We start from the raw sequence: 25842 nt of genomic DNA, 5'->3' as shown, positions 1-25842 counted from the left end.
GGCATCGGTGGCCAGGTCGGTGGCGCGATCGGTGGCCAGGTCGGCGGCGCGGTCGGTGCTGGTGGTCAGGTCGGCGGCGCGGTTGGCGCTGGTGGTCAGGTTGGTGGTGCGATCGGTGGTCAGACCGGTGGCGCCATCGGCGGCGGCATCGGTGGCCAGGTCGGTGGCGCGATCGGTGGCCAGGTCGGCGGCGCGGTCGGTGCTGGTGGTCAGGTCGGCGGTGCGATCGGTGCCGGTGGACAGGTTGGTGGCGGCATCGGTGGTCAGGTCGGCGGCGCGGTTGGTGCTGGTGGTCAGGTCGGCGGCGCGGTTGGTGCTGGTGGTCAGGTCGGCGGCGCGGTTGGCGCTGGTGGTCAGGTTGGCGGCGCGGTCGGTGGCCAGGCCGGTGGCGTCATTGGTGGCGGCATCGGCGGCGCGGTTGGTGCTGGTGGCCAGGTCGGCGGTGCGCTAGGCGCCGGTGGCCAGGTCGGCGGTGCGCTAGGCGCCGGTGGCCAGGTCGGCGGAGCAATCGGCGCCGGTGCCCAGGCGGGCGGTGCAATCGGTGGTGGCTTAGGTGGCGGTATCGGCGCCGGCGGCCAGATCGGCGGAGCTGTCGGCGCCCAGGCTGGGATCGCGGCCGGCGGTCAGGCAGGCGCCGCTGCAGGTGCGCAAGCGGGCCTGGTTGGCCAGGCGGGTCTCGCGGGCCAGGCCGGGATGGCGGGCCAGGCGGGCCTTGCGGGTCAGGCCGGGATGGCAGGTCAGGCGGGTCTCGTCGGCCAGGCCGGTGTCGCCGGCCAAGCCGGTCTCGCCAGCCAGGCGGCTCTGGGTGGACATGCGGCCGCTGCCGGCGGCATCGCCGGCAGCAACGCCGCGCTGGGCGCCGGCGTAGGAAGCCAGGCGGGACTGATCGCCAGTGAAGGCGCGGCGCTCAATGGTGCTGCCACCCCGCACGTCGCAGGTCCGATGGGCGGCGTGGGCGTAGGTGGCCAGGCCGGAGCCGCCGGTGGCGCTGGGTTGGGCATCGGCGGCGGCGGAAACACGCCGCTGGCCGGGCACCCCGCCACGCAACCGGTCGGGGTCTCGGGGACGGCCGGTGCCGGCGCCGGAGCCCAGGCCGGTCCCGGCAGTGTTGCCGCTGCCGGAGCGGGTGGCGGCACCGTGGCCACCGGACCGGCCACCCCCGCCACTGCACCCGGCGGCGTCGCCACCGGGCCAGGGGCACACGGCGGCGCCAACGCCGGCGGGCACGGCGACATCCTCGGGCAGGAAGGCACCACCCTCGGCGGCGGCGTCGGCGGGGGCGGCGCTGGTGGTGTCGGGCCCGCTGGTGCGGGTGGCGGCGTCGGCGGGGGCGGCGCTGCTGGTACCGGACCGGCTGGTGCGGGCGGCGGCGCCGGCGCCGGTGCCGGCGGCGGTATCACCCCAGGTGACCACGGGCCGACCTTCCCGTCCGGGCAGGGACCCGTCATCACAGGCGGTGGCACGGGAGCCGGCGGCACGACGCCCCCGGCCGGTGGCGGCCACGGCCCCGTCATCCAGACGCCCGGTGGCCAGGCGGACCCAAGCGGCCACGGCGGTGCGAACCCACCGGTGATCAACGTGCCGGCGCCGCACACGCCGACCCCTGCGGAGACGCCCACACCGACCCACCCGGCTCCGGCCGACCACGGCCCGGTGTTCACTCCGCAGCAGCACCAGCCGGTTGAGCAGCCGCAGCCAACCCACCACGAGCCGCAGAGCCCGTCGGTGTTCGGTCACGACCCGGCACCGCACACCCCGCCGGCGCACACCGAGCCGCCGGCGTCGCACGGCCCGGCCGACCACCACGGGTTCTGATAACCCGAACACAAGCCGGCGGGGACCTTGATGGTCCCCGCCGGTTTGTACGCCTACGTTGATCTGACAGGACGCGACCGGAAGAAAGTGGGGCAGCACGGTGGCACAACCCGATGACCCGCGTCGGGTCAGCGTGATCGTCGAGCTGATCGACCACACGATCGCGATCGCCGAGCTGCACGGACGCGGCGATCTGGCGCAGCGCTTGCGGCGGGCCCGGGAGCGGATCACCGACCCCCACATCCGCGTCGTGATAGCCGGGCAGCTCAAACAGGGTAAGAGTCAACTGCTCAACTCGTTGCTGAACCTTCCAGTGGCACGAGTGGGTGACGACGAGGCCACCGTGGTGATCACGATCGTCAGTTACAGTGCCCAACCGTCGGCTCGACTGGTCCTGGCGGCAGGGCCCAACGGGGAAACCACGACCGTCGACATCCCGGTCGAAGAGATCAATGCCGACCTGCGCCGCGCACCGCAGGCGGGCGGACGCCACGTGTTGCGAGTCGAGATCGGCGCACCCAGCCCGCTGCTGCAAGGCGGTCTGGTGTTCATCGACACCCCCGGTGTGGGCGGCCACGGGCAGCCGCACCTGTCGGCGACCCTGGGTTTGCTGCCCGACGCCGACGCGATGTTGATGGTCAGCGACGCCAGCCAGGAGTTCACCGAACCCGAGATGTGGTTCTTGCGCAAGGCGCACCAGATATGCCCGGTCGGGGTGATCGTGGCCACCAAGACCGACCTGTACCCGCACTGGCGTCAGATCGTCAACGCCAACGCCAATCATCTGCAGCGCGCCCGCGTGCCGATGCCGATCATCCCGGTCTCGTCGCTGCTACGCAGCCATGCCGTGAGTCTCAACGACAAAGAACTCAACGACGAATCCAACTTCCCGGCCGTCGTCAAGTTTCTCAGCGAGAAGGTGCTCACCCGCGAGAACGACCGGGTGCGCGACGAAGTGCTCAGTGAAATACGTTCTGCCGCAGCACAATTGACGACCAAGGCCGGGTCGGAACTGGCCGCCGTCAATGACCCCGGATTGCGCGACCGATTGGCGGATGATCTGCAGCGCCGCAAGCGCGACGCGGAGAACGCCCTGCAGGCGACCGCGCTGTGGCAGCAGGTGCTCAACGACGGCTTCACCGATGTGAGCAATGACGTCGACCATGACCTGCGGGCCCGCTTCCGCGCCGTCACCGACGACATCGAGAAACGGATCGATTCCTGCGATCCCACCCTGCAGTGGGCGGAGATCGGCGCCGAAGCCGAGGATGCGATCGCTACCGCGGTCGGCGACAACTTCGTCTGGGCCTATCAGCGTTCGGCGGCCCTGGCCGACGACGTCGCCCGCTCCTTCGCCGACGCCGGCCTGAACTCGGTGATGTCGCCGGAGCTGACCTCACGCCTGATGGCCACCAATTTGGATGAACTCAAGGCGCTGGCGGAGCTGGAATCCAAGCCGCAGGGCAAGGGGCAAAAGGCCCTCTCGGGACTTCGCGGTTCCTACGGCGGTGTGGTGATGATCGGCATGCTGTCATCGGTGGCCGGCCTGGGCCTGTTCAACCCGGTCTCGGTGGGCGCCGGGCTATTGCTCGGCCGGATGGCCTACAAGGAAGAAAAGCAGAGTCGGCTGCTGCGGGCGCGCGCCGAGGCCAAGGCCAATCTCCGGCGCTTCGTCGACGAAGTCTCCTTCGTCGTCGGCAAAGAGTCCCGCGACCGGCTCAAGACCATCCACCGCAAGCTGCGCGACCACTATCGCGACATCGCCAACGAACTCAGCCGCTCGCTCAACGAATCGCTGCAAGCCACCTTGACCGCTGCCCATCTAGAGGATGTGGATCGTGACACCAGGGTCCGCGAACTGGAGCGGCAACTGGACATCCTGCGCCAGGTCATCGAAAACTTAGACAAACTGCGGCCACAGGCGACCATAGGACGAGTGTGAGCACAAGCGATCGGGTCCGCGCCATCCTGGGCGGAACCATCCAGGCTTATCGGGGCGAACCTGCCTACCGGCAACGTCCGGACGTCTTCCACGAACTGGAGCGCATCGGCGCACGGCTGAACGAGCCGATCCGCATCGCGCTCGCAGGTACGCTCAAGGCGGGCAAGTCGACGCTGGTCAACGCGCTGGTGGGTGACGACATCGCGCCGACCGACGCGACCGAGGCGACCCGGATCGTGACCTGGTTCCGGCACGGCCCGACACCGAAGGTGACCGCGATTCATCAGGGCGGGCGGCGCAGCAACGTCCCCATCACCCATCGCGACGGGCTGAGCTTCGATTTGCGCAACCTCAATCCGGTGGAAGTGGCCCACCTGGATGTCGAGTGGCCCGCGCAGGAGTTGACGCAGGCCACCATCATCGACACCCCGGGCACGTCGTCGTTGACCCGGGATGCGTCCGAACGCACGCTGCGACTGCTCGTCCCCCCGGACGGGGTGCCGCGAGTGGATGCGGTGGTGTTCTTGTTGCGCACCCTCAACGCGGCCGACATCGCGTTGCTCAAGCAGATCGGTGGGCTGGTCGGCGGGTCGGCGGGTGCGCTCGGCATCATCGGAGTGGCATCGCGGGCCGACGAGATCGGCGCCGGACGCATCGATGCGATGCTGTCCGCCAGTGAGGTGGCCAAACGGTTCACCAGTGAGATGAACCAGACGGGCATCTGTCAGGCGGTGGTTCCGGTCTCGGGTCTACTTGCGATGACAGCACGCACGCTGCGTCAGAGCGAATTCCTCGCGCTGCAAAAGCTTGCCGGCTCTGACGCCGCCGAGCTCAACAGGGCGCTGCTGAGCGTCGATCGCTTCGTGCGACCGGACAGCCCGCTGCCCGTGGACGCGGCGACCCGCGCACACCTATTGGAGCGATTCGGGATGTTCGGCATCCGGATTTCCATCGCGGTGCTGGCGGCCGGTGTCGCCGATGCGTCGGGATTGGCCAACGAGTTGCTGGAGCGCAGCGGACTGGTTGCCCTGCGTAATGTCATCGACCAGCAGTTCGCGCAGCGCTCCGACATGCTCAAGGCGCACACGGCGCTGGTGACGTTGCGCCGGTTTGTCGAAGCGCATCCGGTGCTGGCGACGCCGTATGTCATCGCTGACATCGACCCGCTGCTGGCCGACACCCATGCCTTCGAAGAACTCCGGCTGCTCAGTCAATTATCCTCGCGCACAACGACATTGAAGGAAGAGGACGTAGTCCTGCTGCGTCGTATCATCGGCGGCGCAGGTACCGGCCCGGCCAGCAGACTGGGCCTGGACCCGCAAGTGTGCCGAGCCGATCCGCAGGAGGTTTCCCGGGCGGCCTTCGCGGCAGCGCAACATTGGCGCCGCCGCGCCGAGCACCCGCTCAACGACCCGTTCACCACCAGGGCCTGCCGTGCGGCCGTCCGCAGCGCCGAGGCGATGCTGGCCGAATTTCCGGTGCGCCGGGGCTAGGGCGCCGGCGCGGGCGCGGGTGCCGGCGCGGGTGCCGGTGCCGGTGCGGGTGCGGGTGCGGGTGCCGGTGCGGGCGCGGGTGCAGCGGTGGTGGTTACCACCGGCGCTGCCGTGGTGGTCGGCGGCTTTTGCGTGGTGGTCGGCGGCGCCTGCGTGGTGGTCTGTGCAGTGGTGGTCGGCTGGGTCGTCGTCGGCTGAGTGGTCGTGGTGGTGGGCTGCGTGGTCGTCGTGGTCGTCGTGGTCGTCGACGTGGTCGACGTGGTCTCGGTAGTACTTGGCGGATTGGTGGTGGTCGAGGGCGTGGTGGTCACCGTCACGGGCGGTGGGGTGACTACCGTCTCGGTGGGGCTGTTGTCCGGGCCGGTCACGACGGTGGTGAAGGGCGGCGGCTGCGATGTGGTGACCACCGGCTTGGCGTTGGTCGGCCGCAGCGTCAGCGCCAGCACCACCGCAAGGATGATTGCCGCGGCCGCGCCCGCCAGGCTGAGCAGGATGGCTGGACGCCGATACCAGGGCGGGACCTCCGGCTCACCCGCGTAGCGGTCCTGTCCGGTGTCAGGGGCGGGCGGGCCGGGCGGAGGTTCGACCGGGCCGGTGTAGTCGGCAGGTCCGGTGTAGGGGACCGGTTCCATCCCCGTGCCGCTGTCTTCCGACCATGCCAGCGCCCGGTCGGTCTCCTGACGGGAACCGTCGGGGAACGCTTCGGTGTCCACGGGTGCCGTGGGGGACGCCAACGTTTCGGGACCGACGGCGGCGCCGATCACGCTTGTCGGCAGGCCCACGGCGGGGCCGATTCCGGTGACCGCGCCCGCCGAGGACAGCTGTTCGTCGCCGAGCGTTGCCGCGCCGATGGCCGCGGCGAACAGCGGTTGCGCCGTCGTGAAGACGGGTATCTGCAGGCGTTCGGAAATCCGGGTGGTGAGCAGCGGGATGGCGGCGCCGCCACCGACTATTGCCACTCCGGACAGTTGCCCAATTCCGTTGCGCTGCAGAACTTCTCCGATAGAGCTGAGGAACCGGTCCAACGGTGGGGCAATGAGTTGCTCGAACTCGCTGCGGGTCAGGCGCTGATCACCGCCGGTGCCGGTCCCGACGGTCGCCACCGTCGCTGCAGACAGCTGCTCCTTCGCGGCGCGGCAGGCGCTCAGCATCCGCGTCACCGAACCCATCGACGTCGCGGTGCCGGATACGTTGGCGTTGTCGACGCTGGGGGAGACGGTCAGCAGATGATTGAGGATCAGCTGGTCCAGATCATCGCCGGAGAACTCGCTGTGCCGGACCGTGCTGCCGATCTGCTGCATACCAGATCCGGCATCGGCCAGCGTGACGCTGGTGCCGCCGGCGCCGAAGTCGCACAGTGCCACGATGCCCTGCCTGGGGAAGCCGGGCCGGGCTTTGACCGCGGTCAGCGCCGCGGTGGCGTCGGAAACCAGGGTCGGTGTGCCGCCGTGCGCCGTCAGGTCGGGTTGGGCGAACAGCTCCTGACGCAACGCGGCCACTTGAGTTTCTGACCAGTACGCCGGGACGGCGACCGTGATCGGCCTGCCGTAACCGACCGTGCGCGCCATCGCTTCCAGAGCTTCGATGGTGAGCGCCTGCCCCAGGTACTTCGTCCCGTCGGCCGCGACCAGTGGCGCCGGATCCCCGACCCGCTCTACAAACCCGCGCAGTACCAGGCCAGGTTCGGTCAGATTCTCATTCTCTTCGGGCAGCCCGACCTCGGACGGACGGTTCTCGTACAACGTCACGACCGGTGTGCGGGAGACCGGGACGCTGCCGGAGCGGGCAGCCACCAGGTTGGCCACTCCGATCGACAACCCGAGCGGCTGGCTCATATCCACACCCTTCGTCGTCCTTCATCTCGCTGCGGTCGGGGGCCGTTCCCCACCCTAGCCGTCGCGGCGAGGGCCGGACCGGGTCACAGTCCCGGCGGCAGATTGATGACGGTAGGGATGGCGGGCAACGTGATCTGTGATGGGAGTCTGGGAATCGCTCCGGGTGCCGGCGAATTGGCGGGCGTGGTGGTGGGGGATGCGCTTGTCGTGGTCGGCGTCGTGGTCGTGGTGGTGGGCTCGGTCGTAGTGGTCGTCGTGCTGGTGGTCTCGGTGGTGGTGGTTGTTGTCGTGGTGGTGGTCGTTGTGGTTGTGGTTGTCCGGGCGGTGCTCGGCGCCGTGGTGGTCGTGGTCGCCGGCGCCACCGTGGTGACGGTCGTGGTGATCGTTGCCGGGCTCGGTCGACCCCTGGCGAGCAGGACGATCCCGTAGATGATCAGCGCGATCAAGACGGCGATCAGCACGCCCCATCCCACCAGGGCAAGTGGCTTGCGCCAGCCCGGCGTGGGCTCGGGTTCCGGTTCGGGTGGGTATCCGCCGCCGGCCGGCTGGCCGTATCCGCCCCCGCCGGGCCCGTAGCCGTAGTTGCCGTAGGCCGTCGGGTCGTTGGCGCCGTAATCGGGCGGGTCGTACCTCGTCACGGGCGCTGACTGTATTCGTTACGCCGAGCAAGGCCGCTCGTCGCACGCCGCCCGTGACCGATCAGCAATCGAATGTTGACCAAGTCCTAACGGGGCAGGTTGGGCAGGGTGATGGTGGGACCGCCCGGAACCGTGATGGTCCCTGGCAGCTGCGGCAGATGTGGCCGGTGGGTCGGCTGCTGCGTGGGCGCGGTGCCGGGCGGCTGGTTGCGCGGCGGGTTCGCCGGCGGAGCCGCCGTCGGAGTGGTGCTCGGTTCGGTGGTCGTAGTGGTCGGTTCGGTCGTGGTGGTGGTCGTGGTCGTCTCGCTGGTGGTCGTGGTGGTCGTCGTCGACGTGGTGCCGGGGGCCGGGCCGGTGCTCTTGTCGCCACCGAGCAGTTGGGTGACTCCGTAGGCGATCAGGGCGAGCAGGATCAGTACAAGGATCGCCCAGCCGATCAGCGTCACCGGCTTGCGGTACCACGGCTGAGCCTGCTCGTCGGGATCCTCGGCCCCGAGTTGGTCGTATTGCACCGGCGCAGCGCCTTCCACAGTCGGCTGGTACTGCAGAGGCGGACCGTGTTCCACGGTCGGCTGGTTCTGCAGCGGTGTGCCGCCGGGCGGCGCGCCTTCGATGGTGGGCTGATTCTGCGGACCCGGCGGCGGGCCCTGCGGAGGGCGGCCGCCCTGAGGCGGCCCACCGGGGGGCGGGCCCTGGGGCGGCTGTCCGCCGTAGCCGCCGTATTGGGTGGGCTGGTTGTTGAAGTCGTCTGGTGGGCCATAACGTGCCACGGCTCCGATGTTATAGGTCGCGCCGCACCACGAACGTGGGCGGGCGAGGATGTGACGGATTTGCCGGACCGGGCGCGCCCGCACGCGCGACGCGATTTCGCGGAACCTCGCGGAGCGGACGCCGTCATGGAGTCGAACGGGTGGCGCCCGCCAATTCTGTTCATACACGCAGCATTCGGGCTTCCCCCCACACCGGTTTCGAACTGCGTCGCACCCAGCGTTGCCGGGACGCGGTCAGTCACATGACGCGACGTCGCTGCATCGGTGCGTTCTCTGACTCGAGACTTCGTTTATGCGACGGGCTCGCCACACCACCGATCGCCTGGTTGTCCCAGGCGCCTGGCGGTCCGCTCAAAAGGTGTCGACCTTGTCGATGCTGACGAACATGCCGTGACCAGTGCCGTTGTTGGAGAAGCGGGTGCCCTCTTTGGTGGCGACGATGGTCCAGCCCTGGGCGTCGTACGTCTTGTAGTCGATGGTGACGGTGGGGATCGCGCCGAGGTTACCGAGCACCCACTGCACGTCGCCGGCGGAGGTGATACGGACACCGTTGGCGTGCTCGCCTTCCTTCAGGGGCGAGTTGGTGAACGGCGCCTCGCAGCCCACGCTTTCCTTGTTGATCTGGCAGCGCGTCATGCCCGATTTGGTTTCGATGAAAACGTAACCGTTGTCGTCGGGCTTGAGAGTGATGGTGCCGGGCGTCGGGTTGGTGGACGGGGGCCCGGTAGGTGGAAGCGCGATGGGATTCGTCGGCGCCGGCGGCGGTGCCGCACTGGGCTTGGGCGTCGGGAAGGTCGGTTCGGCCGGGCCCCGGCCACCGGGGCTGGCCACCGGCCTGCCGTCGACGGTGGTGGTGCATCCGGCAATGAGCACGGCAACGGCGAGCGGAACCCACCCGGCCTTGTGCAATAACCGCAACGTACTACTCCCCGGACCTGACTGATATCAGGAAGTCAGACTACGCACGGTGACAGCCAAGTCATTGCAGTGACGCGCGCTTGGAACGGCGCCGATGGCAAAGCGTTATTCCGCGGCGGCTTCGGCCGCGGTGTCGCGTACCCGGCCCCGCACCGCAAACCAGCCACCGATGAGCGCCGGGATACCGAACGCCATTGCGGCCAGCATCCAGCGGCCATACACCTTGTCGAACATCATCAGCACCAGCACACCTGCCAGGAAAGCCAGCGTGATCCATCCGGTGTACGGCGACAGCGGCATGCGGAACTCAGGGCGTTCCACGTCGCCGGTTCCGGCCAGCCGGTGGAAGCGCAGCTGGCATGCGACGATCGTCGCCCAGGCCACGATGACGCCGGTCGCGGCGATGTGTAGCACGATTTCGAAGGCGTGCTTGGGCGTAACGGCGTTGAGTGCGATGCCGAACAAGCCGATCCCCGCGGTGAGCAGGATGCCGCCGAAGGGGACGCCGTTCTTGGACATCGGCGCGGTGAACTTCGGGCCGCTGCCGTTGATCGCCATCGACCGCAGGATCCGGCCGGTGGAATACAAGCCCGCGTTCAGACTCGACAGCGCGGCGGTGAGCACCACCAGGTTCATCACATCGTCGCCCCAGGAGATCCCGAGCTTGTTGAAGAACGTCACGAACGGGCTCTCGCCGTCCTTATAGGCGGTGTAGGGCAGCAATAGGGCGAGTAGGACCGTCGAGCCGATGTAGAAGACCGCAATCCGGAACACGACCGAGTTGATGGCGCGCGGCATGACCTTTTCCGGTTCCGCGGTCTCCCCGGCCGCGATGCCCACGAGTTCGATTGCTGCATAAGCGAATACAACGCCCGAGGTGACGAGCAGCAGGGACAGCGGGCCGGTCGGCAACAGGCCGCCGTGGCTGCTCCACAGTGACCACCCGGTGTCGTGTCCGTCCACTTTGAAGCGTCCCGCCAGGAAGACCGTGCCGACGATCAGAAACGTCACCAGCGCCAGCACCTTGACCAGGGCGGCCCAGAACTCCAGTTCGCCGAACAGCTTGACCGAGATGAGGTTCATCGACACGACGACAATCAGCGCGATAAGTGCCAGCGTCCACTGCGGGACGACCTGAAACACCTTCCAGTAGCGGCAGTACTGCGCGATCGCGGTGGTGTCCACGATCCCGGTCATGGCCCAGTTGAGGAAATACATCCAGCCGGCCGCGAAAGCGACTTTCTCGCCGAAGAATTCGCGTGCGTACGACACGAACGAGCCCGACGACGGGCGGTACAGCACCAGCTCACCGAGCGCACGCAGTATCAGGAAAACGAAGACTCCGCAGATGCCGAAGACGATGAACAATCCCGGACCGGCCGAGGCGAGTCGGCCCCCGGCGCCCAGGAACAACCCCGTTCCGATGGCGCCGCCCAGGGCGATCATCTGTATCTGCCGATTCTTGAGCGCCTTGTGATAGCCCGCGTCTTCGCGGTCCAGCGCGCGTGCGGGCGTTGCCATCGCGACAGGCTATCCCACGCTCGCCGGGCCGGCAGTTCACAGGCCACCAGTCAGGATCTGTGCTGGCGGCTGTGCGTGGCAACATCGGCGACACGCCCGACCAGCGCGGCGGTGCGCGCGCTGCTGGCACTGATCGTGACGAGACTGTAGGCATGCGCTGCGGTGAGGTGCGCAATCTCGGTCCGGTTGCCGGGACGGGCGCTGCGGTGGGGATACCCGGGATCGGTGCGGTGGACCTGGGCGAGGTCGTCGAGCTGCCCGACGGGTCGTATGTGGCCGTATTCGGGGACGCGTTCGGCGGTGACAAGGTGGGCAGCCACCCGCACTACCCGTCGGTCGCGGTGCCGGTGAGTTTCGACGACGCGGGCCACCCACACTTCGGTGCGCCCCTGACCGGGCCCAGCGGCAGCCACAACCCGCTCTTCGTCCCACCGCGGCAGGCCCGCGGCATGAACACGCTGCCATCGGGCAGTGTCCTGGTCGGTGAGCGGACCTACATGCTGGTGGTGGGCACCAAGTACCTGCGCACCGACGGCGGGTCCTGGCTGGTGGAAGTGACCGATCGGCCCGCCAGAGGCTGGAAGCCGGTGAAGGGGTCATGGCGTCCCGGCGACTATGCCGACGGCGGGCAGTCGCAGATCAGCGGCTATCAAGCAGCGGACGGCCACGTCTACATCGCCGCCGACTCGTTCGACCGCAGCCGCGGGGTGACCCTGTACCGGGCGCACCCCCGCACCTTCACCGACCGTTCCTCGTGGCGGCCCCGGGTGCGACGGTCCGACGGCGGCATGGGCTGGGGCGCGCCCGGACAGGACGCAGTCGTTCTCAGCCCGACGGCTTTTGGTGAGCTGAGTTTCCGGGAGGTCGACGATTGCGCCGTGCTGGCGGGATTCAACGTTCGTGGTGGCCACGACGGCGCCGTCGAAATTTGGGTCGCCGACCGACCCACCGACATCTTCAGTCAGGGCACTGCGACGGTGCTGCTGCAGCAGAGCGACCCGGACGGCCCGAACTTCGTGGCCCAGAACTACGGCGGTTATATCGTTCCCGGCTCCACCCTCGAGCGGATGAGGATCTTTGCCAGCCAATGGAATACACAATCCGACCGCTACGGGGTGCCATTCGGTGCGCCGTACAACACCCAACTGGTGATCGCCAACGTCAGCCGTCGGCGAGTGACCTGAGCGTCTGCGCCGCGGTGCCGAACATGGTCTGTTTGATCGCGCCAAGGGTGCCGCGGTCCTTGCTGCCCAGCGGGCGAAGCAATTCCACGGCGGCGGACGTTACCGCGCCCTCGCCCGCGGTGGCGTCGACGATCCCGATGTCGGCGGCGTCGGCGCCACCGAAGCGGCGCCCCGTGGTCATCGAGGCGACCGCTGCCTGCGGGGTGAGTTTCGCCTGAATCAAGGCTGCCATGCCGGGCGTGAACGGGATGTTGATGTCCGCCTCGGGGAAGCAGAAGAACCCACGGTCGGCGCGCATCACGCGAAAGTCGTGTGCCACGGCCAGCATTGCTCCCGCGCCGAAGGCGTGGCCCACGATGGCCGCCGCGCTGGGCATGGGCAGGACGAGAACGCGGGCCAGCAGATCCTGCACCCGGCTCACGTACCACTGCGTTTGCTCCGGGTGCGCACCGAGCCAGTCCAGATCCAGCCCGTTGGTGTAGAACTTACCGGCCGCGGTGGTGACCAACGCATGCGCACCGCTGGCCTCAATGTCGTCGAGATGGGCGTTGACGTCGTCGAGAAACGCTGGGGAGAACCGGTTTTCGTCGTCGCCGAGGTCGAGGACCGCGATCTTCTCGTCGTAGCGCAGGCTGATGGTCATGGAGTTTTCCTTCCGGGTTGATGAGCAGGGGGCTCGGTTTGCAGGACGGCGCGCACCGCGGCGCGCAGCTGTTGGCGTGCTGTGGGACTGTGCAAGCGGTTGCGCCGCAACAGGATGGCGGTCGGCAGGTCGACGATGCAGATCGTGATGGTGTCCACCGCGGCGCCGTCTTCGCGGTCCCAGACGCTGCGCGCCAGCCGGATCATCAGGTTGATCAGCTGCGCCTCGAGATCGGCTATCTCAGCGGTGATCTCGTCGGGTAGCTCAGGTTCGAGCAGGGCTTCCCGCGGCGTGGTGAGCAGCAGCCGGCAGGAGTCGGGATACTGCTCGGCGAAGGCCGCCGGTGCGTCGGCGGCGGCCGCCACGGCCTCGATGCCGGCATCTGGGCCCGGCGCCGCGAGCGCCGCGTCGACCAGTGCGTTCTGTGCCCGCAGAAAGCGGCGCCCGGCGCGGATCCAGGCCCGTGCCAGCAGCCCGGCTCGCGACCCGAAGGTGTGGTATAGCGCGCCGTTGGAGACGCCGACGGTCGAACTGATCGCGCGGATGGTCACCGCGGCCGGGCCCGCGGCGACGGCCAACGACTCGGCTGCGTCGAGCACGTGGTCCGGGTCGTGTACGCGAGGGCGCGGCATCCGGTCATAGTAACAGAGCGCTTGCTCTATTATTACCGCAGCTGCGCGATCGGTGATCAATCCCCGGGAAAATGGGTAAACAACGCCGACTATGGAACCCGCAGAAGACCATCCCGAGGCGATCACCCTCAACCTCCACGACGTCTCGCGGCCGCACCTCGCCGAGACGATGAAGCCGCATGTCGAGCTCGAAATGGGCTGGGGCCGAATCATTTTCGGTCAAACGTTCGGCGACACCGGCGCGCTCGTGGAGGTCTTGCGGAAAGAAGCGCCGGGGCGTCGTGACATCTGCATCTACGCACCCGAATCGCACATCGTCGTCGCGCAGGCACCGGCTGAACTGTTCATCGACCCCAGCCACACCTATCGTCTGCGTTTCAGCGAACCGACAGAACCGGCTCCGCCTCCCCAGGGCATCACGGTTCGGCCCCTGCAGTCCGAGGCCGAAGCCGATGACATGAACCGGATCTTCGTACGGTGTGGAATGGTTCCGGCGCCGGTCGAGGTGATCTGGCGCAACCACCTGCATCACGACGCGGTGATTTACCTGATCGCCGTGCGCAACGACGACGGCGCGGTGATTGGGGCCGTCACGGGTGTCGATCACGAGGTGCTGTTCTCGGATCCCGAGCGAGGCGCGAGCCTGTGGACCCTCGCAGTCGACCCGGGCGCCGCCCTGCCGGGCATCGGGGAGGCCCTTACCCACGCGATGGCCGATCGCTTCCGTCGAGCCGGACGGGCGTATCTCGACCTGTCGGTCGCCCACGACAACGACGGTGCCATTGCCCTTTACGAGAAGATCGGCTTCCGCCGCGTACCGGTACTGGTGATCAAACGGAAGAACACCATCAACGAGCCGTTGTTCACCGCGCCGCCGGAAACCGTGGACGACCTCAACCCCTACGCGCGGATCATCGCCGAAGAGGCTCTTCGCCGCGGCATCCGGGTCGAGGTGCTGGACGCCGAAACGGGCGAGATGCGGCTCTCCCACGGCGGCCGTACCGTCGTCACCCGCGAGTCGCTGTCCGAGTACACCTCGGCGATCGCGATGTGCCGTTGTGACGACAAACGCTTGACCCGGCGCCTGGTCAAAGCGGCGGGCATTGTGGTTCCCTCGGCGCGGCTGGCCAGCTTCGACGACGACGACTATGCGTTCCTCGAGGAAATACGCGAGGGTGTCGTCAAACCCTGCCGTGGCGAGCAGGGCAAAGGCATCACCGTCGGAGTGACTGCCGAGCAGGGTCGAGAAGCGCTTGCCGCGGCGTTGGCGCGAGCCAGGGAGCAGCACCCGGAGGTGCTGATCGAAAAGCGGGCGCATGGCGACGACCTGCGGTTGGTGGTGATCGACGGCCGGGTGGTAGCGGCCGCGCTGCGGATGCCACCTGAGGTCATCGGCACCGGTAAGCACAGCGTGCGCCAATTGATCGAGGCCGAGAGCCGACGACGTTCGGCCGCCACCGACGGTGAGTCCCGCATCCCGCTAGATGACCTGGCGCGCGAGACGGTCGCCAACGAGGGCTGGCAGCTGGACGACGTGCTGCCCGAAGGAACCGTGCTGCGGGTACGCGCCACCGCCAATCTGCATCAGGGCGGAAAGTTGCACGACGTGACCGGCCGGGTGAACGAAGAACTGTGCCGGGTGGCCGTCAAGGCGGCCGAGGTGATCGGCATACCGGTGGCCGGCATCGACCTACTCGTCCCCGATGTCACCTCTCCCGACTACGCCTTCATCGAGGCCAACGAGCGGCCCGGGCTGGCAAACCATGAGCCGCAACCCACGGTCGCGGCGTTCGTCGACTTCCTGTTTCCTGGACAGCCCCGCCCGCCGCTGCCATGGACTCCGGCGGAGTCGCGCGCAGACGCTTAGGCCGTTTCCGCCTAGGCGAGCACACCGCCGGCCTGAAGGCGGCGCCGCCGGCTGCGCACGATGCTGACGGCGGCCAGCACCAGGCAGATCGCCGATGGAACGATCAGGGCGTGACCGCCGATGCGGGCGCCGGCAATCAACCCGGCGACCGCGCCGGTGAGAAACAGCAGCAGCGTCGCGGACAGGATCGCGGCCTTCCACTTGTCGATGCCCTCCTGGCGGCTGCGGCCCAGCATCAGTCCGAGGTCGGTGACGGTTCCGGTGAAATGGGTGGTGCGCACGGCCATTCCGCGAAAGCTCGAGGTCAGCCCGTTTTGCAGGCCGAGCGCGGACGCCGCGAGCAGTGCCTGTACCGCGGTCTCCTCGATGCCGGAGCCGAGGATCAGGGACTTGACGTCGGATTCTTCAATGCCGGCGGCGGCAAGCAGCAGCAAGGTCGCCTGGATGGCCAGCACTGCGGCGTGGCGGTTGCCGATGGGAACGCGCTTGGACGCCAGCAGGGCCCCGGCGATTGCCGCTCCGATGAGAAACCCCGCCAGAATCGCCAGCAGGACATGACTTTCGTAGCGCCACGGGTGCGCCCTGTCCATTCCGATCTGGGTGGTGATTCCGGTCAGATTCCCGACTGGGACAGCCATGATCAGGATGGCCACCGCGTTCACCCAGCCGGCGTTCATAGCGAGCAGTGAGCTGTACGCGAGCATGCGGCTTTGCGCGGACATGATTGATTGCTTCCCCCAAAGCAGATACTTCGCTGAAGTCTAACAATCAGGTCAAAGGGCGAAGCGCCGCTTGTCGCCGCTTCATAGCGAATTCAGGGCCCCCGGGAACAAAGTTCGCGACAGTGCCGTTAGCATGATCGACAAGTTGAGTGAATCAGACTCAAGTCTGAGTTGACAGCAGGCCGTCGACCGGAGCAGTCTTGAGCGGGGTTCACTCAGCATAGTGCAACACAGAAGCTCTACACATTCAGGAGGAATCACTATGGCTCGTGCGGTCGGCATCGACCTCGGGACCACCAACTCCGTCGTCGCGGTTCTGGAGGGTGGCGACCCCGTCGTCGTCGCTAACTCCGAGGGCTCAAGGACGACTCCATCCGTCGTCGCGTTCGCGCGCAACGGCGAAGTGCTGGTTGGCCAGCCCGCCAAGAACCAGGCGGTCACCAATGTTGACCGCACCATCCGCTCGGTCAAACGGCACATGGGCACGGACTGGTCCGTGGACATCGATGACAAGAAATACTCGGCGCCGGAGATCAGCGCCCGGGTGCTGCAGAAGCTGAAGCGGGACGCCGAGGCGTACCTGGGCGAGGACATCGCGGACGCCGTCATCACCGTCCCCGCCTACTTCAACGACGCCCAGCGTCAGGCGACCAAGGACGCCGGCCAGATCGCCGGCCTCAACGTGCTGCGCATCGTCAACGAGCCGACCGCGGCCGCGCTGGCCTACGGCCTGGACAAGGGCGAGAAGGAACAGACCATCCTGGTCTTCGACCTCGGCGGCGGTACCTTCGACGTCTCGCTGCTCGAGATCGGCGAAGGCGTGGTCGAGGTGCGTGCCACCAGCGGTGACAACCACCTCGGTGGTGACGACTGGGACCAGCGCGTCGTCGACTGGCTGGTGGAGAAGTTCAAGGGCACCAGTGGCATCGACCTGACCAAGGACAAGATGGCCATGCAGCGGCTTCGCGAAGCCGCCGAGAAGGCCAAGATCGAGCTGTCCAGCTCGCAGAGCACCTCGATCAACCTGCCCTACATCACCGTCGACGCGGACAAGAACCCGTTGTTCCTCGACGAGCAGCTGACCCGGGCCGAGTTCCAGCGCATCACCCAAGATCTGCTGGACCGCACCCGCAAGCCGTTCCAGTCGGTGATCGCCGACGCCGGCATCTCGGTGAGCGACATCGACCACGTGGTGCTCGTGGGCGGTTCGACCCGTATGCCTGCGGTGACCGATCTGGTCAAGGAGATGACCGGCGGCAAGGAGCCCAACAAGGGCGTCAACCCGGACGAGGTCGTCGCCGTGGGCGCCGCGCTGCAGGCCGGTGTCCTCAAGGGCGAGGTGAAAGATGTTCTGCTGCTTGACGTTACGCCGCTGAGCCTGGGTATCGAGACCAAGGGCGGCGTGATGACCAAGCTCATCGAGCGCAACACCACCATCCCGACCAAGCGGTCGGAGACCTTCACCACGGCCGACGACAACCAGCCGTCGGTGCAGATCCAGGTCTACCAGGGTGAGCGTGAGATCGCCTCGGCCAACAAGCTGCTCGGCAGCTTCGAGTTGACCGGTATCGCCCCGGCTCCGCGCGGGGTGCCCCAGATCGAGGTCACCTTTGACATCGACGCCAACGGCATCGTGCACGTCACGGCCAAGGACAAGGGCACCGGCAAGGAGAACACGATCCGTATCCAGGAGGGCTCAGGCATCTCCAAGGAAGAGATCGACCGGATGATCAAGGAGGCCGAAGCGCACGCGGACGAGGACCGCAAGCGTCGCGAGGAGGCCGACGTTCGCAACCAGGCCGAGACGCTGGTCTACCAGACGGAGAAGTTCGTCAAGGAACAGCGCGAAGCCGAAGGCGGTTCGAAGGTTCCCGAGGACACCTTGAGCAAGGTGGAAGCCGCGGTGGCCGAGGCCAAGACGGCTCTGGGCGGCGACGACATCAGCGCGATCAAGTCCGCGATGGAGAAGCTGGGCCAGGAATCCCAGGCACTCGGACAGGCGATCTACGAGGCCGCCCAGGCCGAGGGTGCCGCCGCCGGTGGCGGAGCGCCCGGTGGCGGGTTCGACCAGGGTGGTTCGGACGACGTCGTGGACGCGGAGGTGGTCGACGACGACCGGGAGTCCAAGTGACCGACGACTTCCCACAAGAACCGGTGACGGTCACCGACAAACGGCGGATCGATCCCGAGACTGGTGAGGTGCGGCAGGCCTCTCCCGGCGCCACGGCGCCGGGAGAGCCGGCAGCGCCCGCCGGTGGGGCCGGCTCGTCGGACGCCCGCTCGTCGGAGAAGGTGGCGGAGCTGACCGCCGACCTGCAACGGGTGCAGGCGGACTTCGCCAACTACCGCAAGCGGGCGATGCGCGACCAACAGGCCGCGGCCGATCGGGCCAGGGCCGCCGTGGTCGGTGAACTGCTGCATGCGGTGGACGACATCGAGCGGGCGCGCAAGCACGGTGATCTGGAATCCGGTCCGCTCAAGGCCGTGGCCGACAAGCTGATGAACGTGTTGACCGGACTGGGGCTCAAGCCATTCGGTGAAGAAGGCGAGGACTTCGACCCGGTGCTGCACGAGGCCGTGCAACACGAGGGCACCGGTGGCCAAGACGCCAAGCCCGTGATCGGAACGGTAATGCGACAGGGCTACCAGCTGGGCGAGCACGTCCTGCGCAACGCGCTGGTTGCCGTCGTCGAGACCGTTCCGGACGGACCAGGCGACAACGCGAACGCATCAGCCCCGGAAACCGGGCCGGCCGACACGAGCGATAACACCGACGGCACCGGTGACTAGAGCACAGAATCAACAGAAGCAACGAGGAAGGTAAGGAGGTGACGCGGTATGGCTCAGCGTGAATGGGTCGAAAAAGACTTCTACAAAGAGCTCGGCGTCCCCTCCGATGCCGACGCCAAGCAGATCAAGACCGCGTACCGCAAGCTGGCGTCCGATCTGCATCCGGACAAGAACCCCGCCGGAGCCGAACGGTTCAAGGCTGTCTCTGAGGCGTACAGCGTCTTGTCTGACGAAGCGAAACGCAAAGAGTACGACGAAACCCGCCGGCTGTTCGCCGGCGGCGGCTTTGGTGGCCGTCGGTTCGATGCGGGTAACTTCGGCGGCTTCGGCGGAGGTGGTGATGGCGCCGAGTTCAACCTGAACGACTTGTTCGACGCCGCCGGCCGGTCCGGCGGCGCCAACATCGGCGACCTGTTCGGCGGCCTGTTCGGGCGGGGTGGCACCACCCGGCCCAGCCGGCCGCGCCGCGGCAACGACCTGGAGACCGAGACGGAACTGGATTTCGTCGAGGCCGCCAAGGGTGTGGCAATGCCGCTGCGGCTGACCAGCCCGGCGCCGTGCACCAACTGCCATGGCAGTGGCGCGCGTCCGGGCACCAGCCCGAAGGTGTGCCCGAACTGCAACGGCGCGGGCGTCATCAGCCGCAACCAGGGCGCATTCGGTTTCTCTGAGCCGTGCACCGAATGCCGGGGCAGCGGCTCGATCATCGAGCATCCCTGTGAGGAGTGTGGCGGCAACGGCGCCACCACCCGCACCCGGACCATCAACGTGCGGATCCCACCGGGCGTCGAGGACGGCCAGCGGATCAGGCTGGCCGGCCAGGGCGAGGCAGGGTTGCGCGGCGCTCCGTCGGGCGACCTCTATGTGACCGTGCATGTGCGCCCGGACAAGGTGTTCGGCCGCGACGGCGACGACCTCACCGTGACCGTGCCGGTCAGCTTCACCGAATTAGCTTTGGGCTCAACACTTTCGGTGCCCACGCTGGACGGCAAGGTTGGTGTTCGGGTGCCGAAGGGCACTGCGGACGGCCGCATCCTGCGGGTGCGTGGACGCGGTGTGCCCAAGCGCAGCGGTGGCAGTGGCGACCTGCTCGTCACCGTCAAGGTGGCGGTCCCGCCGAACGTGGAGGGTGCCGCCCAGGACGCGCTGGAAGCCTATGCGGCGGCCGAACGCGCCAGTGGTTTCGACCCCCGGGCAGGATGGGCAGGTAACCGCTGATGGCCTCGGGTTCGAAGAAGAACGAGTCATCTCGGACCTTTCTCATTTCGGTGGCGGCCGAGCTGGCCGGTATGCATGCGCAAACCCTGCGCACCTACGACCGGCTCGGCCTGGTCAGCCCCCAGCGCACCGCCGGTGGTGGGCGCCGGTATTCGGAGCACGACGTGAACCTGCTGCGCGAGGTGCAGCGCCTCTCGCAGGACGAGGGCGTCAACCTTGCGGGCATCAAGCGCATCATCGAGCTGACCAATCAGGTCGAGGCGCTGCAGTCCAGGCTCAAGGAGATGGCCGAGGAGCTGGCCGTGTTGCGCGCCAACCAGCGCCGCGAGGTCGCGGTGGTGCCCAAGAGCACCGCGCTCGTCGTCTGGCAGCCGCGCTCGCGCCGGTGAGCTGCGCCGGTGAGCGGAGCCCGCGTAGCGGGCGAGCGAACGGCGCCATCAACTTGCGCCGGTAGCCGCGCCGAATCCCCGGGCTTTCAGATTCTGATGGAAAATACGGCGCTTGCCGACTCGCCCAACGCCGCGGAACGGTAGCCGCCGCGGCGCAAGGCATCCGTCGCGGCGGCCATCGGCTCGAAGCAGATGACGTCCTCGCCGGGCGGCGCGAAGATCTGCGCCGCGGGGTAGCCCTGCTCGAAGTGCACCTGGATGCGTCGGCCGCCCGCGCTGACCGCGAACACCGCGCCGTCGGCGACCTGGTCGTACAGATCGTCAAACGTGTTGTCGCCCAAACGTTGTGACCCGCCCGGCAGGCTGTCTGTGTCGCCGGTTGGCAGGCCATGTTGATCCAGCGCTGCGTGGCGTAGCGGCGGCGTCTCGATCAACCAGTCCGCGCGGTGGGTGCCGGGCAGCTGTAGGTACGGGTGATAGCCGAAACATAGCGGCACCGCGCGGTCACCCGTCGCGGTCACCGTGGTCCGTACGCTCAACGTCCGCTCTTGCAGCCGGACCTGCATGGCGAGTCGGTGCGGAAACGGAAAGCTGGCCAGCAGAACGGGATCGGCTCCGAAATCGAGCTCGGCGGCCAACTCGTTCACCGATTCGGTGGTCACCCGCCAGCCGGGATATGCGGCGAGCACGCCGTGGATCGGAAGACCCGACGGGTCGGCACGGACACCGTTTTCGCCGGGCCGCAGTGTCACCGAAACATCCTCTGCCACATATTCATTGCCGCTCAGCCGATTGGCCCACGGATAGAGGATGGGCAGGCCCATCGTCTTGCCGGCGCCGAGGTAGGCCTGCAGGCCGCGTCGTTGGCCGAGTAGCTCCACTCCCGCGTCGGTCAGCGAGGTGCCGATCATGCCGGCCTCAGGCACGAATTGCGCCGCCACCGATGACGACGGGTCGCGCAGGGTGACGACGTGCATCGGCCCTCCTAGGTATCAGCGGGACAGAGGATCGTGCTGAATGTGCTGCGGCGGCGCGCCTTTGGCGATCAACGCGGCCTTCGTCGCGCGAACCATGTCGGGACCCCCGCAGATCAGAATCTGCCGGTCGCCCCAGGCGCCGTACCTGGTGACCACCTCCGGCAGCCGGCCCGTCTGGCGCACGTGCAGTCCCCGCGGTGGCGACACGTCGGGGTAGTCAGCGGCCCAGGCCGGGTCGTTGTTGTACTCCGACACTGGCGAGACCGACAGCCACGGATTGTGCGCCGCGACCTGCCACAACGTGCGCAGATCGTAGAGCTCGCAGCGGTAGCGCGCGCCGAAAAACAGATGCACCCGCGGGTTGACGGCGTAGCGGCTCAGATCCATGATGAGCGTCCGCATCGGAGCCAGGCCGGTGCTGCCCGCAACCATCAGCACGTCTCCGCCGTCACGGTCGACCCGCAGGCCGCCGTGCGGGCCGGATAGCCGCCACCGGTCGCCGGGCCGGGTTTCTCCGACGATCGCGTTGCTGACCAGGCCGCCGGGCACCACGCGGACGTGGAACTCGATGCCGCCGTCCGGGTCGGCGGGGATGGCGGGGGACAGGTAGCGCCAGCGGCGCGGGCACTGCGGGATCTGCACGTTGACGTACTGCCCGGGGTGGTAGTGCAGGGGGCGGTCCAGGCGAAGCCGGATAACCGCGAGGTCGCGGGACACCCGGTTGTGTTCGATGACCGTGCCGTCCACCCAGGCGGGCGCGTCGTCGGAGTCGGCGGCGCCGCTCATGACGCCGGTGAACAGGTTCAGCGACTGGTCGGCGGCCTCCTGGACCGCGCCGGTCCATGCGTCGCCGAGGTGGCGGCGCAGCGTTGAATAGAGGGCGCGGCGCAGCGTCTGGTAGTGCGCCGGCTGCACGCCGTACTTGCGGTGATCGCGGCCCAGCTGCGCCAGGAAGGCCACCGGTTCGTCGGCCCGCTGGGCGACGAGCTCGCCGTACAACCAGTGCATCGCCTGAGCGAAAGCCGCGCGCTGGCCGCTCATTTCGGGCGGGAACAGGTCGCGAACCGTGGTGTCCAGGGCGAACCACTGGGTGTAGAAGCGGTGCACCAGCTCGGTGTCCTCCGGACGGAACGCGTCGCGGAGAACCTGCAACGCCTCCTTGTCCTCGAGCCCCACGGACGCCGATTCTAAGCGCGTATGGCGGTCGAGTTAGGCTCCCGGATGCCTTACGCGGGCCCGCCGGCGCCGCCGGCGCCACCGAAGCCAGGGTTCTGACCGCTGGGTGGCGACGGGTTCTGGCCGGCTTGACCCGCCCCACCGGTGCCGGTGCCCCCGTCGCCGCCGACGCCACCGTTACCGCCTTGCGAGTTACCGAAGCCGCCGATACCGCCTCGGCCACCGGTACCACCTGCCCCGTTGGTGCCGCTGCCGTCGCCGCCGGTGCCCCCCGCACCGCCGTTTCCGCCGTTGCTGCCAGCGCCGCTGATACCGCCTGTTCCCCCGTCGCCGCCGTCCCCGCCCGGTCCATTGAGCCCGGCACCGCCATCACCGCCCCGCCCACCGTTTCCACCCGGGGCGCCGTTCGGTATCGCTGCTCCGCTTCCCGGCACCACTGCGGCACCGCCGTAGAAGCCCGCGCCGCCCCTGCCGCCTTCACCACCACGCGCAACGCCAACGCCGCCGTCACCGCCGTTGCCCCCGTCGCCGCCGGAGGCGTGCGTGTAGCTGCTGCTGCCATACCCGCCCTCACCCCCAGTTCCACCGGTTCCTCCGATGTAGCCGGAGCCCCCGGAGCCGCCACTGCCCCCTTTGCCGCCGTTGGCCGTGGCGGTGTAATTGTTTGGTCCGGTGGCGCTGCCGGCGGCGCCGCCATTGCCGCCGGTGCCCCCGGTGCCGCCCGTCCCGTTGCTGCCGCCGAACCCACCGGCGCCACCCGCCCCGCCGGTGCCGCCGTTGGCATTGCTGTTTCCGTTGGCGCCGGCACCGCCGGCACCACCCGTCCCGCCGGTACCGGCAGTGCCGGCGGCACCGCCGGCTTCCGGGGTGCCGATGGCCCCGCCCGTTCCTCCGGTTCCCCCGGTGCCGGCGGCAGCCGTGGTGGTTGCCGCCGCACCGGTCCCGCCGGTGCCGCCGGTGCCACCGGTGCCGGCGGTGCCACCGTTGCCGGCCTTGGCGCCGATGCCGCCTGCCGCACCACCTAGGCCGCCTTGACCGCCTTGTCCGCCGACGCCACCGAGGCCACCCTGACCGCTGGTGCCACCACCCGCCGGTGTGGTTCCGTGCGCCCCCGCTCCGCCGGTACCGCCGGTACCGCCGGTGCCGCCTTGGCCGCCCTGACCGCCGTCACCGTTGACGGCGCCCACCCCTCCCGTGCCGCCTTGGCCGCCCAAACCGCCAACGAGCCCGTTGCCGCCTGTGCCGCCGGGCGTGGTGCCAGTGCTGCCGGTGGCGCCGGTACCGCCTTGGCCGCCCTGGCCGCCGGTGCCCCCTGCTCCGGCGTTGCCGGGCGCCTTGCCGGATCCGGCGGTTCCCGGTGTACCACCGGTGCCCCCTGTGCCGCCGGTCCCTGGGTTTTGGGTCGTGGTACCGGTTGCGCCTTGGCCGCCGGTGCCACCTGTTCCTCCGGTGCCGGCGTTTCCGCCGTTGCCGAGCTGGCCGGCTGCGCCTGCTCCGGTCCCGGCTTGCCCACCCTGCCCGCCTTGCCCGCCGATTCCGCCGGTGCCGCCCTGACCGCCTTGTCCGGAGGTACCGCCGCCGGCCGGGATGGTCCCGAACGCGCCACCGCCGCCGGTGCCGCCTTGGCCGCCTTGGCCGCCCTGACCACCCTGGCCGCCGTCGCCGTTGATGCCGCCGACGCCTGCGGAGCCACCCGTACCACCGGTGCCGCCCACACCGCCCTGGAAGCCCGTGCTACCCGCGCCGGCTGGGGCGGTGCCAGCGGTACCGGTGGCACCGGTGCCGCCCTGACCGCCTTGCCCCCCGGTGCCGCCAGCGCCTGCGTTGCCGACGGTGGACCCGGTGCCGGCGGTGCCGGCCGCGCCGCCGGTACCGCCCGTGCCTCCCATGCCGGGGCTCTTGGTGCTGGACGCGCTGGCTCCTTGGCCGCCGGTACCGCCGGTGCCGCCGGTGCCGGCCGTGCCGCCCTTGCCGCTGCTGCCGGTTGCGCCGGCGCCGGCGCCGGCCTGGCCGCCCTGGCCGCCCTGTCCTCCGGTGCCTCCGTCGCCGCCCTGGCCACCTTGACCGAGGGCGCCGCCTGCGGCGGGGGCGATGCCTTGCGCACCGGCGCCGCCGGTGCCGCCGGTTCCCCCTTGGCCGCCGGTTCCGCCCTGGCCTCCGTCACCGTTGGTTCCACCAAAGCCTGCGGTGCCACCGGTGCCGCCTGCGCCGCCGACGCCGCCTTGCGAGCCGGCGCCTCCGGTGGCCCCGAAGGCGAATTGAGCGGCGTTCGTTCCGGCGCCACCGGTGCCGCCCTGGCCACCTTGTCCGCCGGTACCGCCCTTGCCCGCATTGCCCAGAGTTGCACCGGTTCCGGCTTGGCCGGCGCTGCCGCCGGTGCCGCCGGTGCCGCCGGTGCCCGGACCGTCGGTGGCGGTGGCCGCTGCTCCCTGGCCTCCGGACCCTCCCGTGCCCCCCGTGCCGGCGGTGCCGCCGCCGCCGACGTTGGCCGCTGCGCCGGCGCCCGTGCCTGCTTGTCCGCCTTCCCCGCCTTGCCCGCCGCTACCACCCTGGCCGCCCTGACCACCCTGGCCGCTGGCACCACCGGCAGCGGGGGCCGTTCCTTGCAGCCCGGCGCCGCCGGTGCCGCCGGTGCCACCCGTCCCGCCCTGGCCGCCTGAGCCGCCGTTGCCGTTGGTGCCGCCGAGCCCTGCGGCGCCGCCTTGACCGCCCCGGCCACCGGCGCCGCCGGCGTAGCCGGTCCCGCCCGTGGCTCCCGCGGTGGTGCCGTCCGCACCTGTGGTGCCGGTGCCGCCCTGGCCGCCGGCGCCGCCGGTGCCGCCGGTGCCAGCCACGCCGGAGGTGCCGGTGGCGCCTTGGCCCTGTCCGGCGTCGCCGCCGGCGCCGGCTGCGCCCCCGGCTCCGCCGACTCCGCCGGTGCCGCCGGTGCTGTTGGTGCCGGTGATGCCGTTGCCGCCCAGGCCGCCGGCGCCGCCTTTGCCGCCCTGGCCGCCGGCGCCGTTGATCCCACCGGCTCCGGCGGTGCCGCCTTGGCCGCCCTGGCCGCCGGCGCCGCCGGCGTAGCCGGTGGCGTCGCTGCCGTCGGCGAGGGTGGCCTGGGTGCCGTTGGCGCCGGTGCCGCCGTCGCCGCCGCGGCCGCCTGCCCCTCCGGTGCCCGCCGCTCCGTCGGTGGCGCCCGCGCCGGCGCCGGTACCTGCTGCACCTCCAGTGCCGGCTGCGCCCCCGGCTCCGCCGGTGCCGCCGGTGCCACCGGTGCTGTTGGTGCCGGTGATGCCGTTGCCGCCCTGGCCGCCGGCGCCGCCTTTGCCGCCC

The 25842-nt window shown here is 69.3% G+C and carries 19 protein-coding genes and 1 pseudogene; 9 read left to right on the top strand and 11 right to left on the bottom strand.

What is annotated here, in order from left to right:
* The 3 genes and pseudogenes from AWC08_RS38945 to iniC all read left to right on the top strand — a co-directional run.
* Nucleotides 1-1815 (top strand): annotated as a pseudogene (locus AWC08_RS38945) (IniB N-terminal domain-containing protein); the annotation flags it as partial.
* Nucleotides 1816-1915: 100 nt separating this feature from the next.
* Complete coding sequence (locus AWC08_RS05280; RefSeq protein WP_069435383.1) at nucleotides 1916-3757, top strand: dynamin-like GTPase family protein; 1842 nt, start codon at nucleotides 1916-1918, stop codon at nucleotides 3755-3757.
* On the top strand, nucleotides 3754-5250 hold the full coding sequence (iniC, locus tag AWC08_RS05275) for an isoniazid-induced dynamin-like GTPase IniC (RefSeq protein ID WP_069435384.1): 1497 nt from the start codon (nucleotides 3754-3756) through the stop codon (nucleotides 5248-5250). The genes AWC08_RS05280 and iniC overlap by 4 nt, the downstream gene beginning before the upstream one ends.
* On the opposite strand, the gene AWC08_RS05270 is transcribed toward iniC, so the two are convergent.
* From AWC08_RS05270 to AWC08_RS05250, 5 genes are all read right to left on the bottom strand, one after another.
* The gene (locus AWC08_RS05270) at nucleotides 5247-7085 is read right to left on the bottom strand and encodes an Hsp70 family protein (protein ID WP_069435385.1); all 1839 of its coding nucleotides are present in this window, start codon (nucleotides 7083-7085) and stop codon (nucleotides 5247-5249) included. The genes iniC and AWC08_RS05270 overlap by 4 nt on opposite strands.
* Nucleotides 7086-7168: 83 nt before the next feature.
* Nucleotides 7169-7723 carry an oligopeptide transporter substrate-binding protein gene (locus tag AWC08_RS37325; protein WP_156803194.1) on the bottom strand — a complete coding sequence of 185 codons (555 nt, stop codon included), beginning with the start codon at nucleotides 7721-7723 and terminating at the stop codon, nucleotides 7169-7171.
* 86 nt (nucleotides 7724-7809) lie between these two features.
* Complete coding sequence (locus AWC08_RS36980; protein ID WP_085087484.1) at nucleotides 7810-8493, bottom strand: hypothetical protein; 684 nt, start codon at nucleotides 8491-8493, stop codon at nucleotides 7810-7812.
* A 351-nt stretch (nucleotides 8494-8844) separates the two neighbouring features.
* Nucleotides 8845-9411: a hypothetical protein gene (locus AWC08_RS05255; RefSeq protein ID WP_082986243.1), complete on the bottom strand. Its 567-nt coding sequence runs from the start codon at nucleotides 9409-9411 to the stop codon at nucleotides 8845-8847.
* A gap of 105 nt (nucleotides 9412-9516) precedes the next feature.
* Nucleotides 9517-10932 carry an amino acid permease gene (locus AWC08_RS05250; protein WP_065133287.1) on the bottom strand — a complete coding sequence of 472 codons (1416 nt, stop codon included), beginning with the start codon at nucleotides 10930-10932 and terminating at the stop codon, nucleotides 9517-9519.
* Nucleotides 10933-10991: 59 nt separating this feature from the next.
* Here AWC08_RS05250 and AWC08_RS05245 point away from each other — a divergent pair, with 59 nt between their 5' ends.
* Entirely contained in the window at nucleotides 10992-12116 is a 1125-nt protein-coding gene (locus AWC08_RS05245) for a DUF4185 domain-containing protein (protein WP_065133288.1), read from the top strand.
* Here AWC08_RS05245 and AWC08_RS05240 read toward each other — a convergent pair.
* A complete protein-coding gene (locus AWC08_RS05240) occupies nucleotides 12094-12759 on the bottom strand; it encodes an enoyl-CoA hydratase-related protein (RefSeq protein ID WP_065133289.1) in 666 nt (221 codons plus the stop codon). The genes AWC08_RS05245 and AWC08_RS05240 overlap by 23 nt on opposite strands.
* Nucleotides 12756-13391 carry a TetR/AcrR family transcriptional regulator gene (locus AWC08_RS05235; protein ID WP_065133290.1) on the bottom strand — a complete coding sequence of 212 codons (636 nt, stop codon included), beginning with the start codon at nucleotides 13389-13391 and terminating at the stop codon, nucleotides 12756-12758. The genes AWC08_RS05240 and AWC08_RS05235 overlap by 4 nt, the downstream gene beginning before the upstream one ends.
* A 91-nt stretch (nucleotides 13392-13482) precedes the next feature.
* On the opposite strand from AWC08_RS05235, the gene ngg reads away from it, so the two are divergent.
* Nucleotides 13483-15258, top strand: a complete 1776-nt coding sequence (gene ngg, locus AWC08_RS05230; RefSeq protein WP_065133291.1) for an N-acetylglutaminylglutamine synthetase — start codon at nucleotides 13483-13485, stop codon at nucleotides 15256-15258.
* Nucleotides 15259-15269: 11 nt separating this feature from the next.
* Here ngg and AWC08_RS05225 read toward each other — a convergent pair whose 3' ends face one another.
* Nucleotides 15270-15980 (bottom strand): YoaK family protein, encoded by a 711-nt coding sequence (locus tag AWC08_RS05225; RefSeq protein WP_065133292.1) that lies wholly within the window; start codon nucleotides 15978-15980, stop codon nucleotides 15270-15272.
* 262 nt (nucleotides 15981-16242) lie between these two features.
* Here AWC08_RS05225 and dnaK point away from each other — a divergent pair, with 262 nt between their 5' ends.
* The 4 genes from dnaK to AWC08_RS05205 are packed head-to-tail and all read left to right on the top strand — an operon-like array spanning nucleotide 16243 to nucleotide 20377.
* On the top strand, nucleotides 16243-18111 hold the full coding sequence (dnaK, locus tag AWC08_RS05220) for a molecular chaperone DnaK (RefSeq protein ID WP_065133293.1): 1869 nt from the start codon (nucleotides 16243-16245) through the stop codon (nucleotides 18109-18111).
* Nucleotides 18108-18770 carry a nucleotide exchange factor GrpE gene (gene grpE / locus AWC08_RS05215; RefSeq protein WP_065133294.1) on the top strand — a complete coding sequence of 221 codons (663 nt, stop codon included), beginning with the start codon at nucleotides 18108-18110 and terminating at the stop codon, nucleotides 18768-18770. Before dnaK ends, grpE begins: the two co-directional genes overlap by 4 nt.
* A 48-nt stretch (nucleotides 18771-18818) precedes the next feature.
* The gene (dnaJ, locus tag AWC08_RS05210) at nucleotides 18819-19988 is read left to right on the top strand and encodes a molecular chaperone DnaJ (protein WP_065133295.1); all 1170 of its coding nucleotides are present in this window, start codon (nucleotides 18819-18821) and stop codon (nucleotides 19986-19988) included.
* Nucleotides 19988-20377, top strand: a complete 390-nt coding sequence (locus AWC08_RS05205) for a heat shock protein transcriptional repressor HspR (RefSeq protein ID WP_065133296.1) — start codon at nucleotides 19988-19990, stop codon at nucleotides 20375-20377. The genes dnaJ and AWC08_RS05205 overlap by 1 nt, the downstream gene beginning before the upstream one ends.
* 86 nt (nucleotides 20378-20463) lie before the next feature.
* On the opposite strand, the gene AWC08_RS05200 is transcribed toward AWC08_RS05205, so the two are convergent.
* The 3 genes from AWC08_RS05200 to AWC08_RS38940 form a co-directional block, all read right to left on the bottom strand.
* Nucleotides 20464-21354 (bottom strand): aldose 1-epimerase, encoded by an 891-nt coding sequence (locus AWC08_RS05200; protein WP_069435401.1) that lies wholly within the window; start codon nucleotides 21352-21354, stop codon nucleotides 20464-20466.
* A gap of 15 nt (nucleotides 21355-21369) precedes the next feature.
* Nucleotides 21370-22530, bottom strand: coding sequence for an FAD-binding oxidoreductase (locus AWC08_RS05195; protein WP_069435402.1), 1161 nt, complete (start codon nucleotides 22528-22530; stop codon nucleotides 21370-21372).
* 50 nt (nucleotides 22531-22580) lie between these two features.
* The coding region (locus AWC08_RS38940; protein ID WP_159459961.1) for a PE family protein at nucleotides 22581-25842 on the bottom strand (3262 nt) is incomplete at its 5' end.

The organism is Mycobacterium gordonae, from assembly GCF_002101675.1.
Lineage (GTDB): Bacteria > Actinomycetota > Actinomycetes > Mycobacteriales > Mycobacteriaceae > Mycobacterium > Mycobacterium gordonae.
The sequence above is the reverse complement of the archived record's forward strand: the minus strand, read 5'-3'. Positions and strand labels throughout refer to the sequence as shown.

Bases quoted from the DNA above. Each gene is read 5' to 3' on its own strand.
- AWC08_RS05270 (WP_069435385.1), bottom strand. From the start codon at position 7,085: ATGAGCCAGCCGCTCGGGTTGTCGATCGGAGTGGCCAACCTGGTGGCT.
- AWC08_RS05250 (WP_065133287.1), bottom strand. From the start codon at position 10,932: ATGGCAACGCCCGCACGCGCGCTGGACCGCGAAGACGCGGGCTATCAC.
- AWC08_RS05240 (WP_065133289.1), bottom strand. From the start codon at position 12,759: ATGACCATCAGCCTGCGCTACGACGAGAAGATCGCGGTCCTCGACCTC.
- AWC08_RS05235 (WP_065133290.1), bottom strand. From the start codon at position 13,391: ATGCCGCGCCCTCGCGTACACGACCCGGACCACGTGCTCGACGCAGCC.
- ngg (WP_065133291.1), top strand. From the start codon at position 13,483: ATGGAACCCGCAGAAGACCATCCCGAGGCGATCACCCTCAACCTCCAC.
- AWC08_RS05225 (WP_065133292.1), bottom strand. From the start codon at position 15,980: ATGTCCGCGCAAAGCCGCATGCTCGCGTACAGCTCACTGCTCGCTATG.
- dnaK (WP_065133293.1), top strand. From the start codon at position 16,243: ATGGCTCGTGCGGTCGGCATCGACCTCGGGACCACCAACTCCGTCGTC.
- dnaJ (WP_065133295.1), top strand. From the start codon at position 18,819: ATGGCTCAGCGTGAATGGGTCGAAAAAGACTTCTACAAAGAGCTCGGC.
- AWC08_RS05205 (WP_065133296.1), top strand. From the start codon at position 19,988: ATGGCCTCGGGTTCGAAGAAGAACGAGTCATCTCGGACCTTTCTCATT.
- AWC08_RS05200 (WP_069435401.1), bottom strand. From the start codon at position 21,354: ATGCACGTCGTCACCCTGCGCGACCCGTCGTCATCGGTGGCGGCGCAA.